The sequence below is a fragment of the Pseudoalteromonas sp. NEC-BIFX-2020_015 genome, assembly GCF_012952265.1.
Taxonomy (GTDB): Bacteria; Pseudomonadota; Gammaproteobacteria; order Enterobacterales; family Alteromonadaceae; genus Pseudoalteromonas; species Pseudoalteromonas neustonica.
Genome location: NZ_JABCJL010000016.1, coordinates 85,920 through 100,057, shown reverse-complemented (window position 1 = coordinate 100,057; position 14,138 = coordinate 85,920). Strand labels below are relative to the sequence as shown.

Genomic DNA, 14,138 nt, shown 5'->3' with positions numbered 1-14,138 from the left:
GGGCTTAATATTTGGGTATTATAGCTGCTCTATACGCTTAGCTACTCACTGCCGTCTAGAATATAACGTTCAACTCGTTCCACCCTGCGTGGCTTGCCTTGTAACACTAATATATCGCCTGCGAGTAAAATCGTTTTTACTGACGGCGTGTCTATTTCTCGGTCTTGACGGCGTAATGCACGTACCGACACTTTGCGCTTTTCGAGTTTAAGTTCGCTGATGTTTTTATCTACCGCAAAGGCGTTTTCAGGTAACGCAATAACATGCAGGTATTCTAAGCGATCTGCATTAGTTTCTTCGCTATCAAATTTATCACCTGCAAAAAAACCATGTAAAAACTGATAACGATTACGTCGTTCTTTACTCACTCGGCGCACAATTCGTGTCATCGGCACACCTGACATGTACAAAACATGCGATACTAACATTAAGCTGGCTTCGAGCGTTTCGGGCACAACTTCTGTTACACCTAGCTCTTTAAGTGCCTCTAGCTGGCTGTCATCTCGCATGCGGACTAAAATTTTTACCGTAGGCGCTATTTGTTTAATCGCATCAATAACTACTTGGGTTTGTTCAAAATCAGTGAATGTTATAATCACTAAACGTGCATGCTCTACTCCTGCTGATTTTAAAATATCTTTTTGTTTTACATGACCAAATATAATTGGTTCGCCTGCTACTTTAGTTTCTTGTACGAGTATTGGGTTGCGTTCGATGGCAACATATTCGATCGCTTCAGGCTTTAAAAATCGTGCTATTGTTTGGCCAACCCGAGAAAACCCGCAAATAACTACGTGATTACGATATAAAATACTACTCGTCGGCTCTTGCTGCCATTTATTACGAGGCATTTTTAAGAAACCAAATTGCTTTAATAACCATGGTGTGCGTTCTATTAAATACGGGGTTAAACCCATCGACATCACTGCTATTGCGATTAAAAATGAGGCATGCTCCAAAGCTAATAATTGATGCTTAGTAGCCAGTGCAATTAATACAAAGCCAAACTCCCCCATTTGCCAAAGCATAATGCCAGCGGCTATTGCATCTTGTTTGCGCTCCCCCATTAGTTGGGCAAGTAATGTGATCACCCCTATTTTTAGCACTAACATTAAAGCCAATGCTGCAATGATCCAATACCACACGCCAAGCACAAATAAAATATCAAGCTGCATGCCCACGGTAACAAAAAACAATCCCATTAAAATATCGCGAAATGGTCGAATATCGGCTTCTAATTGATGTCGATATTGGCTTTCACCCAGCATCATACCTGCTAAAAATGCTCCTAAAGCCATCGATAAACCAAATAGGTAGGTTAGCCCTGCAGCAAATAAAGCGACCACGAGTGTGGTTAATACAAATAGCTCGTCCGTACGCATTAAAGCGACTTCATTAAATACCTTAGGTAATATCCATTTGCCTATGGCCCATAATAATGCACATACAAAAGCTCCTTTAGTAAGTGCGATGATTAGCGCAAATGCAATGCCTTCTGAGCCGCTGCTTTGCGCCAAAAGAGGTAAAATAATTAAAAGGGGGACTACGGCTATGTCTTGAAACAATAACATACCGATTGCAAGCTGCCCGCGCCGCTCTTTTAAATCGCCAGATTCTTTTAATAGCTTAACAACAACAGCTGTTGATGAAAGCGCCATTAATGTCGCGATGGTAAAACTGGTGAGTAGCGAAAGATTCAGTAAGAGTAAAATAAGCATCAGAACAATACTTGTCACAATAACTTGTAAGGTTCCTAGACCAAATACAATATTGCGCATTGCCATTAATCGGCCCAGTGAAAATTCTAGACCTAAACTAAATAATAAAAAAACAATACCAAGCTCTGCAATAAAGTGTATCTCATGGCTTTGTGCCATCCAGCCAATGCCATGACTGCCTGCAAGCACGCCCGTAGCGAGATAAGCTAATATTGGCGGTAAACCTACGCGTTTAAATAGCCAAACCAGCACCACAGCGCCAAGGAGCAAACCAAATATTTGGGCTAATACTGTTTGCAATGAGGCCTCCTCGCGATGCTGCTGTCAAAAATCCATCAGTTCTTATTCTAACTATAGCAACTATCTGTTTTTCAGCCAGTTTGAAATTGTGGCACAAAAATAGCTTAGTTAAGTGAGTAACTAACTCCTGGGGGGAGAATTCAATGGAAAACGTCCATATTTTGACACAACGAGTCTCAGCGCGGGGCGAGTTTTTGCCGTTTTCGGCAGAGCACTACCGTAAAAATGAACCCGCGGCTCTACACAGTTTACTAGAGAAATTACAAACGACTCTAAATGTAGAAGAGCTTTTGACGATTTATGCAAACTACGCTAAGCAAATTATCAATTTTTCGGGCTTACAGTTTCAATCCTCTCTTGGGGTTGCTCAAATCGCTAGCAGTGATAATAGCAAACCGCCTTATTCGTTTGATTTAGATATTAACAACGAACATTTAGGCCAGTTAATTTACTTTTGCCAATATCCACTCACTGGCAATATTGAAAAAAAACTCGCAGGCTTACACAGCGTATTAATTTATCCTTTACGTAATGCATTGATGTATAACCGCGTACTAAAGCTAGCAACCAAAGATGCATTGACAGGGTTAAATAATCGCAGCCAATTTAATGATGTTTTGGCGCAAAAGTTAGAGCGTTGTCGCCGTCACCATCGCCCATTTAGTTTAATGTTGCTTGATTTAGATAACTTTAAACAAGTAAATGATAATTTTGGTCATAAAACCGGTGACGATGTGCTACAAGAATTTTCTAGCGTGTTATGCAGTAGTATTCGTGGTACTGATTGCGTATTTCGTTTTGGCGGCGATGAATTTGCAGTTTTAATTGATGACCCTGAGTTTACGACCAACAAAGTCATTGCCCAGCGAGTAATGCGCCTAGTCACTGAGTCAAATTTAATGAAGCAATATGAAGTAACAACCAGTATTGGTTTCACTTTAGCCAATAGCCAAGACTGCGAAAATGAAATTTTTGCACGCGCAGATAAGGGCTTATACAAAGCGAAAGCATCTGGTCGAAATTGCGCTAAAGCCTATTAACTAACCAAAAGCCTAGCTTCCCCCTCTAGGCTTTAATTTACTATTTAGTGAATGTTTTGTAGCCTAATAACGCTAAGCAAAAACCAAAAAAGAAACCACTAATTAAATATAATAGTGCGGCCATCGTTGTCAGTGGTATAACTATCACCATTAACAAAGGTATACTCACTCCCGCAATAAAGAATAACCCGCCTTTGCCCAACCAATAGGCAATTAAAATCATTGCGCAGATCAAGCCACCAGCAATAGAGTAAGCCAACGTTATGATGTCTAGTTCAAACATAACTGTAGCAATAATTGCAATCACTGCTGTTACTATAAGTCCTAACGGCGCTTTATTTACTAACGATAAGCCAACGTGTGGCTGTTGTGTCGTCATATTTTTATCTTCCAAAATATACCTTCTTGTTCATAGTGTTCTGCACTTACAAAGTGCCCAACTACAAAAACTAATTGTTCATTATAAAAAATAAGCGGTATATTTGCACGTAACCAAGGGGCAACTTTAGCATCTTTAAACCAATGCTTAAGCGTATTATGGCCCGGTTTTTTTAATGGCTTAATACGCGCTTGCGGACAATTAAAACGTACAGTTACTTGCTCATCTGCAAATGGTGATCTCACTCCCTCTCCGCAAAATGACATTAAATAACACCCGTCAGACAACTTTTGATTATCACTCGTGACTGACTGTTCTTTTTGGGCCGTTACACTTTCATTAACAAAGTACAAATAGCCTTGATGACGACGTACTTGACCTTCTGCAAGTTGAATCAATAGCTGCGCATCGCGTTGCGCCGTTAAACCTTGTAATAATATTTGCTGGGTTTGTTTTTGCGAAGGCATTAAACGGGTGAACTGCCCAAGCCAACACCGTAATACGTTCGCTTGACGAGGCAGGCTAAATACACCCATCTTTTCACAGCTTAATCCTCGATGCTCATTTTGAGATTGTGCTAAATCTAATTGGGTATATTCATCTAACACATCTTGCTGTTGCTGCAAAAGCGAAATACTACGAGATGCGCTTTTTTCAAATCCTGTAAATTTTTCCGATAAAACGGGTACAACTTTCCCTCTTAAAAAATTTCGATCGAAGCGTTCATCTGAATTTGAATCATCTGTAATGTGTGATAGGTTAAAATCATCTGCAAATTGCTCAATATTCTGGCGCGTAACATTTAACAAGGGTCGTAAGCACATGCGACCAGAATTAAGCGTTCTAGTTTGTCGCATAGAGGCTAAACCTTGTAACCCTGAGCCGCGTTTTAATCTTAGTAAGAACGTCTCTATTTGATCATTTAAATGTTGCCCAAGTAAAATAATACTGCCTGTGGGACTATGGTGATCAAGTGCTTGATAGCGAGCATCACGCGCGAGCTCTTCTAAACTAGTGCGGGCTTTGTTTTCGATATTTACTTGCGCTGGATAAAAAGTAATATTCAGTGTTGCACATAATTTTTTACAGAAAGACTGCCAGTTATTAGCATACTCACTTAAACCATGATTTACATATACGGCATTTAATTGCAATTGCGGTACTTCAGCTTTCAGCGCATTCATTACATGCAGTAATACCACTGAATCCACGCCACCAGAAAGTGCCACCGTAAATGAGATTTTATGCTCAACTACATAAGGTGTTATGACGTTTTTTACATGTTGATATAAAGACGTTGAATGCATGAATTAAACCGCTGCCTAAGTTAATGATTACTTTGCTACTGATAGCTGATAGCTGATAGCTGATAGCTGATAGCTGATAGCTGATAAACATTTTAAAACAAAAAAGCCGCAAAAGCGGCTTTTTTCAGTAATTTGGTATTAATTAACAATAACCAAATGACATTAAACGTTTGTAACGTTGATCAAGCATTTCATCAAGGCTCAATGCCTGTAAATCACTTAAATCACGCTTAAGCTGAGCTTTAAGGTTACGAGCCATCGCTTCATAGTTACGATGTGCACCACCAAGAGGTTCATCTACCACACTATTAATTAAATCAAGCTCTTTAACACGTGCAGCGGTTACGCCCATCGCTTCTGCAGCAAGAGGTGCTTTATCGGCACTTTTCCATAGAATTGATGCGCAGCCCTCTGGTGAAATAACCGAGTAAGTGCTGTACTGCAACATGTTAACACGATCGCCAACACCAATTGCCAGTGCACCACCTGAGCCGCCTTCACCTATAACCGTACAAATAGTAGGCACTTTTAATGCTGCCATTACTTTAAGGTTACGTGCAATTGCTTCTGATTGACCTCGCTCTTCAGCGCCTACACCTGGGTATGCGCCTGGCGTATCAATGAAAGTCATGATTGGCATTTTAAAACGCTCAGCCATTTCCATTAAGCGTAATGCTTTACGGTAACCTTCAGGCTTTGGCATGCCAAAGTTGCGCTTTATTTTCTCTGCAGTATCTCGTCCTTTTTGTTGACCAATAACCATGACTGGTTGGCCTTCAAAACGCGCAATACCACCAAGAATAGCGGGATCATTAGCAAAAGTGCGATCGCCAGAAAACTCATCAAATTCCGTGAAAATACGCTCGATATAATCACGAGTATAAGGACGCAACGGATGACGGGCTAACTGAGAAACCTGCCAAGCACCTAACTTAGAGAATATTTCCTCTTTTTGCTGGGCACTTTTCTCTTTTAATCGGCTGACTTCCTCTTCTAACTCAAGGTTTAATTCGCCAGCGCGGCTTATATTTTGTAACTCTTCAATTTTTGCTTCTAATTCTGCAATTGGAAGCTCAAAATCAAGATAATTGAGGCTCATGCTCTAAACTACCTAATTAGTTAAATTCTAGTTCTACATCTTGCGCCGCCATTAACGATAACTTATGAATTAAGTCATCACTTGGCGTAACACACCATTCTGTCCCGAGGGTTAACTGGGCCAACGCATCTGGACGCTGATAGAAAACCTTAATCGGACAAGTACCAAACTTATAAGGTTCGAGTACTTTTTGTAACTTATCGAAAAAGTTTGCGTCGATTTGCACCATATTCAGCGTCATTTTAATCGCTTTTATACGTTTTTCTCGCGCTTGCGCTATCGTGCATATATCTCTGGCGGTCATTGTAATGCCACCGGAGAAGTTATCAAAGCTGACCTGTCCGGATATTACCAAGATATTGTTGATTTGCAGCATATCTTGGTACATTTCAAACTGTTCTGGGAATAAGCGTACATCAATACGGGCACTCTTGTCATCTAAAGTTATAAGTCCCCAGCGATTTCCCTTTTTATTTACCAGTACTCTTGCTGCAATCACTAGGCCTGCGGCGGTTGATTGCACGTCTCGATTTGTTGGTTGTAAGTCTACTAATCGACCACTGGTGTAGTATTTTAGCTCTTTACGGTACTGATTAATCGGATGACCCGTTAAATAAAGCCCTAGAGTTTCCTTTTCTCCATCAAGCCACTGATTATCAGTCAGTGGTATCGCTTTTATAAACGCTTGCTCCACTTCATCAGGCTCTGTGGCTAGCAGGCCAAATAAATCAGTTTGCCCTAACGACTCCGCTTTATTGTGCTGATCAGCAGCGCGCATAGCGTCTTTTAAGCTGGCTAATAAAGTGGCGCGTGCTGGCTGTGTTTTCTCCGGGCCAAGTTGATCCAAAGCGCCAGCATAAATAAGTTTTTCAGTAACACGCTTATTTATACGCTTTAAATCTACACGTGCGCAAAAATCAAAAAGATCTTTAAATGGACCGCCTTCAGCGCGCGCTTCTAATATCGCATCAACTGGCGCCTCGCCCACTCCTTTAATCGCACCGATACCATAAACAATTTCCCCTTTGAGGTTAACCGTAAATTTGTATTCGCCTGCATTAACATCTGGCGGTAATAAAGTGAGTTTCATGTTCTCACACTCATCCACCAAGGTGACAATTTTTTCAGTGTTGTCCATATCCGCTGACATAACCGCTGCCATAAATTCAGCTGGGAAATGGGTTTTCATCCAAAGCGTTTGATACGACACGAGTGCATAAGCTGCAGAGTGAGATTTATTGAAGCCATAACCTGCGAATTTTTCTACCAGATCGAAGATTTTAATCGCTAGTTCGCCGTCAATGCCGTTATTTCGTGCACCATCTTCAAAGGTTGAACGCTGCTTGGCCATCTCTTCGGGTTTTTTCTTACCCATTGCACGACGTAGCATATCGGCGCCACCAAGGGTGTAACCTGCCAATACCTGTGCAATTTGCATAACTTGTTCTTGATACAAGATAATGCCGTAAGTTGGCTCCAAAATAGGCTTTAAACTTTCGTGCTGATATTGCGCATCAGGGTAAGATATTTCTTCGCGTCCGAGCTTTCGGTCGATAAAGTTATCTACCATGCCCGATTGCAATGGCCCTGGGCGGAATAAAGCAACCAAGGCTATCATATCTTCAAAGCAATCTGGTTTTAAACGCCTAACTAAGTCTTTCATACCGCGCGATTCAAGCTGGAATACTGCGGTCGTTTCAGCTCTTAGCAATAACTCAATGCTCTTTTTATCATTGAGTTCTATGGTGTTGATATCTATTGGCTCTTTGCCCTCTCGGGCTAAGCGCACATTGGTCATATCAACCGCCCATTGCAAAATGGTGAGCGTACGAAGGCCTAAGAAGTCAAATTTTACCAAGCCTGCGGTTTCTACGTCATTTTTATCAAACTGAGTAACCGGAAACTTACCTTCGTCATCACAATACAGTGCAGCAAAGTCGGTAATGGTGGTTGGTGATATAACAACACCACCGGCATGCTTACCGGCGTTACGCGTACAGCCTTCAAGGATGCGACACATATCAATGAGATCTTTTACCTCAGAGTCACCATCGTAGGCTTCTTGTAAACGTGGCTCGACATCAAACGCTTTAGCGAGCGTCATCCCTGGATCACCTGGGATCATTTTCGATATACGGTCAACAAAACCATATGGATGACCGAGCACACGTCCAACGTCGCGTATAACCGCTTTGGCCGCCATGGTACCAAAAGTAATAATTTGCGATACCGCATCGCGCCCATATAAGGCTGATACGTGATCGATTACTTCATCTCGTCTATCCATACAGAAATCGACGTCGAAATCTGGCATTGAAATACGTTCTGGATTTAAGAATCGTTCGAACAGTAAGTCAAATTCGAGTGGATCAAGATCGGTGATTTTTAGTGCGTAGGCCACTAATGAACCGGCACCTGAACCACGCCCAGGGCCTACAGGGATGTTATTATCTTTACTCCACTGGATGAATTCCATTACGATCAAGAAGTAGCCTGGGAACCCCATTTGGTTGATTACATCAAGTTCGATTTGCAAACGTTCGTCGTATTCAACGCGTTTTCCTACGCGCTCTGCTTCATCAGGAAATAAAAACAGTAGCCGTTCTTCTAGGCCATCTTGCGATACTTTAACTAAGAACTCGTCAATTTTCAGTGAACCTGTTGGGTAATCAGGTAAGAAATACGTGCCTAGTTGTACTGTTACATTGCAACGTTTTGCAATTTCTACCGTATTTTGTAGTGCTTCTGGAATATCGCTAAAAATCTCAGCCATTTGTTCAGGCGTTTTTAAATACTGCTCTTCGGAGAAGCGCTTTGGCCTGCGTTTATCATCCAGCGTATAGCCATCAAAAATGGCCACGCGTATTTCGTGCGCTTCAAAGTTTTCAGGCTTTAAAAAGACCACCTCGTTAGTAGCAACAACAGGTAATTGCTCAATGCTGGCAAGCTCAACCGCTAAATGGAGGTACTCTTCCTCTTGTGCGCGCTTAGTGCGCACTAATTCAATGTAATAGTTATCACTAAAATGCTGCTTATAAAAGCTCACCACCGATTCTACAATCGCGGGGTTACCCTTTAATAGCGCCTTACCTAAATCGCCATCTTTAGCACCTGAAAGTAATATAAGCCCTTCTTTGTGTTCAATAAGCCAGTCACGGTCAATCACTGGACGGTGAAATAAATGCCCGCGCTGATACGCTTTAGATATTAATAAGGTTAAGTTTTTATAGCCGGTATTATCTTTCGCTAAGATAACCAACCGACATGGTCCTTCAGGGAACTCTGGGCTATGTAGCCAAAAATCAGCACCGACGATGGGCTTAATGCCTGCGTTGTGCGATGTTTCATAAAAACGCACTAAGCCACACAAGTTCATTTGATCAGTTATTGCCAATGCGGGTAGTTGCAACTCTTGCGCTTTGGCGACAATTGGTTTGGTTTTGGCTAAACCATCAACCATCGAAAAGTCTGAGTGAACCCGTAAATGCACAAAATCTGGAGCGGCCATTATTTCTCCTGCATTGCCAGTACACGTTGCACTGGTTTAAAACTTTTTCGATGCTCTTCAATTGCACCGTATTGCTCAAGCGCGGCAAAGTGCGCCTTGGTTGGATAGCCTTTATGTCCCGCAAAACCATACTCTGGGTGGCGTTTATCGAGCGCTATCATTTCGTCATCGCGCGCTACTTTAGCGATAATAGACGCCGCGGAAATCTCGGCAACTAAACTATCTCCTTTGACAACCGCTTGCGCTGGCATAGCCAATGCTGGCAGGCGATTACCATCAACAAACACAAATTCAGGTGCGGTGCTTAAACCCTCTACCGCACGCGTCATGGCAAGCATCGTGGCTTGGAGAATATTCAATTCGTCAATCTCTGTGGGACTGCAACGGCCAATTGACCAACACAACGCTTTTTCTTTAATCTCAATAGCAAGCGCTTGGCGTTTTTTATCCGTTAATTTTTTTGAATCAGCTAAACCTGCAATCGGTTTAGTAGGATCGAGGATCACCGCTGCAGTGACTACATCTCCTACCAATGGGCCGCGCCCTACTTCATCAACGCCCGCGATAAGCGCTAGGTTTGGTCGTTCAATTTGCATTTATAATCTCCGCAACAGCCGTGGCAGCTTGCTCACTGGCGTTTAAGCGTATTTGTTGATGAATGGCTAAAAAGCGTGCTTTGAGTTCGCTATTGTCACTGTTTAGCATCGGCTCTAGCGCGTTAGTTAAGTTTTCAATGGTGCAGTCTTGTTGCATAAACTCAGGCACAAGTGCTTCATCAGCGAGTAAATTTGGTAAGGAAAAATATTTGATATTGAAGGTAAACAGCGTTTTAAAAATCCAGTAACTCATCGCTTTTATTTTATACCCAACAACCATCGGCTTTTTATACAACATGCCCTCAAGGGTTGCTGTACCAGAGGCTATAAGTATTACATCTGCTGCCTGCATAGCAAGATCAGATTGACCATCGAGCATTTGTACGTTTAAGTTAGGTGCTGTGGCGGCTAAAATAGTAGAAAACTGCGCTTTACGTTGCGGGTTCACTAATGGCACTACAACTTTTAAAAGCGGGTTTTTTGCTTGTAGCCCTGCAGCTGTTTTTATATACGTTTCGCTAAGCAAGCCCACTTCTGAGCCTCGACTACCGGGCAATAATGCCAATACTTTATCATCGAGGTTTAAACCTAACTGCTGACGTGCTGCGCTATCATCATGCTCAAGAGCGATATCATCAGCAAGTGTATGCCCAACAAAAGTACAGGGGACGTTATGTTTATCATAAAACGCTTTTTCAAACGGTAATAAAGCCAACACCATGTTAGTTGCTGCGCTAATTTTATGAATGCGTTTTTCACGCCACGCCCATACTGATGGGCTCACATATTGAATTGTTTTAATGCCGGCGTCTTTAAGCGGTTTTTCAACTCGAAGGTTAAAGTCAGGAGCATCAATACCAATATAAACATCCGGTTTATTATCAATGAAATGCTGTACCAGTTGCTTACGAATTTTTAATAACCGCGGTAATCTACCTAGCACTTCAACTAAGCCCATAACGGCTAATTCTTCCATATCAAATAAGCTTTTGCAGCCTTGCGCCTGCATTTTAGGCCCTGCTATGCCTTCAAAAGTGGCATTAGGGTAGCGCTTTTTAAGTGCTTTAATTAAGCCTTCGCCTAAAATGTCACCAGAGAGTTCCCCAACGACAATCGCTATACGCAGTGGCTGTTTATGTTTATTCATATGAATTTATTTCGCAAATAACTCGAGTGTATAAAAGGAGTAGTTTACCGTGTTTTAAGGTTTCTATAAACGTTTAAGAGATCTCATTTTTTATAATATAAATAGCCCACCTGATTTGCATCTTCATAATTCTAATGTAGCATTTATTATATATATTATGTTTTTCTAATATATATTGACAATATTTCATCAAAAGTAAATAATGTACGAAGTTTCAGTAATTACTGAAACTTCGTGCGTTAAATGTTTGCTACTTTAATCTGTTGTGTGATTCGTCATCACATACTAGGAGCTATAAAAAATGATAGATGAAACCTTTGTGGATCTATCGCGATTACAGTTTGCTGTCACCGCCCTATTTCACTTTTTATTTGTACCACTGACCCTAGGTATGACTTGGATTTTGGTGATCATGGAATCGGTCTACGTTATGACTGGTCGTGAGATATACCGAGATATGACCAAGTTTTGGGGTAAATTATTTGGTATCAACTTCGCTATTGGTGTGGCTACAGGCCTGACCATGGAGTTTGAATTTGGTACTAACTGGTCTTATTACTCTCATTATGTGGGCGATGTGTTTGGCGCTCCCCTTGCTATTGAAGGCTTAATGGCATTCTTTTTAGAGTCTACCTTTGTGGGTATGTTCTTTTTAGGGTGGGAACGACTAACCAAACGCCAACACTTAGCCGTTACTTTTCTAATGGCCTTTGGTACTAGCATGTCAGCATTATGGATTTTGATTGCTAACGCGTGGATGCAAAATCCTGTTGGCGCTGAATTTAACTACCAAACAATGCGTATGGAAATGACCAGTTTTGCCGAGCTGGTATTTAATCCTGTTGCGCAGGTTAAATTTATTCATACCGTCTCTGCCGGTTATGTAGCCGCATCGATGTTCGTACTGGGGATCAGCAGTTGGTACATTCTAAAAGGCCGCGATTTAGCCTTTGCTAAACGATCTTTCTCTGTTGCCAGTGGCTTTGGTTTAGCGTCAATACTGTGTGTTATTTTGCTAGGTGATGAATCAGGGTATGAAGTGGGCGAAGTACAAAAAGTAAAACTCGCCACCATTGAAGCTGAATGGCATACCGAAGAAGCACCTGCTGCATTTACGTTAGTCGGCATACCTGACTCACAGAAGCAAGTTACCTACGGCGCAGTTAAGATCCCTTACGCTTTAGGCTTAATTGCTACTCGTTCTATTGATGAGCAAGTTACAGGTATTAACGATTTAGAAAAACAGCATGAAGTGCGAATTCGTAACGGTATGATTGCTTACCAATACCTAGAAAAACTAAGAAATGGTCAGGACACACCCGAAAACATAGCAAAATTTGATACCTTAAAAGACGATTTAGGCTATGGCTTATTACTAAAACGTTACACCCCAAATGTGGTGGATGCGACTGAGGAGCAAATTCAAAAAGCAGTAAAAGACTCATTTCCCAAAGTGGGCCCGATGTTTTGGTCATTTAGGATTATGGTTGGCTGCGGCATGATCATGCTTATCGTGTTTATATTAGCCTTTTACTACAATGCACAGCGTGTAATTGAGCAAAAACGCTGGCTGTTATGGGCTGCCGTATGGAGTATTCCTCTACCATGGATTGCTATTGAATTTGGCTGGATTGTTGCAGAATATGGCCGCCAACCTTGGGCTATATCAGAAATATTGCCGACTTTTTTAGCTACCTCGTCACTGACTGTGAATGATATTTTAATAAGTTTAACTGGGTTTATCTTGTTCTATATTGGCTTAGCTATTGTAGAGGGCTGGTTATTGCTCCGATTTATTAAAATTGGTCCAAGCTCATTACACACAGGTAAATATCATTTTGAACACCAAAATGACAACTCGCATAATGAACAATTAAGTGATGACCGAGGAGCAAACTGATGATTTTTGATTATGAAACATTAAAGCTATTGTGGTGGGTGATCATCGGTGTGTTATTTATCGGCTTTGCAATCACTGACGGCATGGACATGGGCGTAGCGATATTATTACGCCTTGTTGGTAAAACAGATTCTGAACGCCGCGTTGTAATTAATACTGTAGGCCCGCATTGGGATGGCAATCAAGTGTGGTTTATTACTGCTGGTGGCGCTTTATTTGCAGCATGGCCGATGGTGTATGCGGCTGCGTTTTCAGGCTTTTATTTCGCTATGATGCTCGTGTTATTCGCCTTGTTTTTTAGGCCGCTTGGTTTTGATTATCGTTCTAAGATTGATTCTAAGCGCTGGCGTAACAATTGGGATTGGGCATTATTTGGTGGCAGTGTGATCCCCGCATTGGTGTTTGGTGTGGCATTTGGTAACTTATTCTTAGGTGTGCCTTTTAATTTAGATGAGTATTTAAGAGCGAGCTATCAAGGTTCATTTTTTGCCCTACTCAACCCATTTGCATTATTAACAGGTTTGATAAGTGTCATTATGCTGATTGCACATGCTGGCATGTGGCTGCAACTTAGAACCGATAGCCATGTTGCTCGAAGATCAGCGCAGTATGGCCGCTACGCATTATTAGTTTTTATTGTGCTATTTGCTATAGCTGGGTTTTGGGTTGCTAATATTGATGGCTACCAAATTGTGTCGATGCCTGACAAACAAAGTTTTGCTAACCCTCTTGGTAAAGTAGTGACAACCTCAGCTGGCGCATGGCTGAATAACTATACGTTAATGCCATGGACCGTTATTTTTCCTACTTTAGCGTTTGTTATGGCTGCGCTTGCATGGGTGCTATCAAAAGTGAATAAATCAGGCCTTGCTTTAATATGCACAAGCTTGATGTTAATTGGCGTAATAATGACCGCAGGTATTTCACTGTTTCCATTTGTGATGCCATCGAGTAATAACATGAACATTAGCCTCACATTATGGGATGCAGTATCAAGTCATATGACGCTAAATGTCATGTTTATTGCGGTTGTTATTTTTGTACCACTTATTTTAACTTACACAACATGGTGTTATGTGAAAATGTGGCGCAAGGTAACCGTTGAAGAAATTGAAAATAACAGCCATGGCAGCTACTAAGGAGA

General features: G+C 41.5%; 10 protein-coding genes. 3 read left to right on the top strand and 7 right to left on the bottom strand.

Translation table 11 applies throughout. From position 1 onward, the window contains the following. Positions 1 to 41: 41 nt before the first annotated feature. Positions 42 to 2,018, bottom strand: coding sequence for a cation:proton antiporter (locus HH219_RS13290; protein WP_169327728.1), 1,977 nt, complete (start codon positions 2,016 to 2,018; stop codon positions 42 to 44). Between the two features lie 143 nt (positions 2,019 to 2,161). Here HH219_RS13290 and HH219_RS13285 point away from each other — a divergent pair, with 143 nt between their 5' ends. After that, positions 2,162 to 3,058, top strand: a complete 897-nt coding sequence (locus HH219_RS13285) for a GGDEF domain-containing protein (RefSeq protein WP_054205986.1) — start codon at positions 2,162 to 2,164, stop codon at positions 3,056 to 3,058. Between the two features lie 40 nt (positions 3,059 to 3,098). Here HH219_RS13285 and HH219_RS13280 read toward each other — a convergent pair whose 3' ends face one another. The 6 genes from HH219_RS13280 to lpxB all read right to left on the bottom strand — a co-directional run bounded on the left by HH219_RS13280 (position 3,099) and on the right by lpxB (position 11,094). Then, positions 3,099 to 3,437 carry a hypothetical protein gene (locus HH219_RS13280; protein ID WP_169327746.1) on the bottom strand — a complete coding sequence of 113 codons (339 nt, stop codon included), beginning with the start codon at positions 3,435 to 3,437 and terminating at the stop codon, positions 3,099 to 3,101. After that, complete coding sequence (tilS, locus tag HH219_RS13275; protein WP_169327727.1) at positions 3,434 to 4,744, bottom strand: tRNA lysidine(34) synthetase TilS; 1,311 nt, start codon at positions 4,742 to 4,744, stop codon at positions 3,434 to 3,436. Before tilS ends, HH219_RS13280 begins: the two co-directional genes overlap by 4 nt. 142 nt (positions 4,745 to 4,886) lie before the next feature. Further along, entirely contained in the window at positions 4,887 to 5,843 is a 957-nt protein-coding gene (gene accA, locus HH219_RS13270) for an acetyl-CoA carboxylase carboxyl transferase subunit alpha (RefSeq protein WP_054205988.1), read from the bottom strand. A 16-nt stretch (positions 5,844 to 5,859) separates the two neighbouring features. Beyond that, positions 5,860 to 9,351 (bottom strand): DNA polymerase III subunit alpha, encoded by a 3,492-nt coding sequence (dnaE, locus tag HH219_RS13265; RefSeq protein WP_169327726.1) that lies wholly within the window; start codon positions 9,349 to 9,351, stop codon positions 5,860 to 5,862. Next, positions 9,351 to 9,947, bottom strand: coding sequence for a ribonuclease HII (gene rnhB / locus HH219_RS13260; protein ID WP_054205990.1), 597 nt, complete (start codon positions 9,945 to 9,947; stop codon positions 9,351 to 9,353). The genes dnaE and rnhB overlap by 1 nt, the downstream gene beginning before the upstream one ends. Beyond that, complete coding sequence (lpxB, locus tag HH219_RS13255) at positions 9,937 to 11,094, bottom strand: lipid-A-disaccharide synthase (protein WP_169327725.1); 1,158 nt, start codon at positions 11,092 to 11,094, stop codon at positions 9,937 to 9,939. The genes rnhB and lpxB overlap by 11 nt, the downstream gene beginning before the upstream one ends. 301 nt (positions 11,095 to 11,395) lie before the next feature. Here lpxB and HH219_RS13250 point away from each other — a divergent pair, with 301 nt between their 5' ends. Continuing rightward, positions 11,396 to 12,994, top strand: coding sequence for a cytochrome ubiquinol oxidase subunit I (locus tag HH219_RS13250; protein ID WP_054205992.1), 1,599 nt, complete (start codon positions 11,396 to 11,398; stop codon positions 12,992 to 12,994). Continuing rightward, positions 12,994 to 14,133 (top strand): cytochrome d ubiquinol oxidase subunit II, encoded by a 1,140-nt coding sequence (cydB, locus tag HH219_RS13245; RefSeq protein WP_054205993.1) that lies wholly within the window; start codon positions 12,994 to 12,996, stop codon positions 14,131 to 14,133. The genes HH219_RS13250 and cydB overlap by 1 nt, the downstream gene beginning before the upstream one ends. Positions 14,134 to 14,138: the final 5 nt, after the last annotated feature.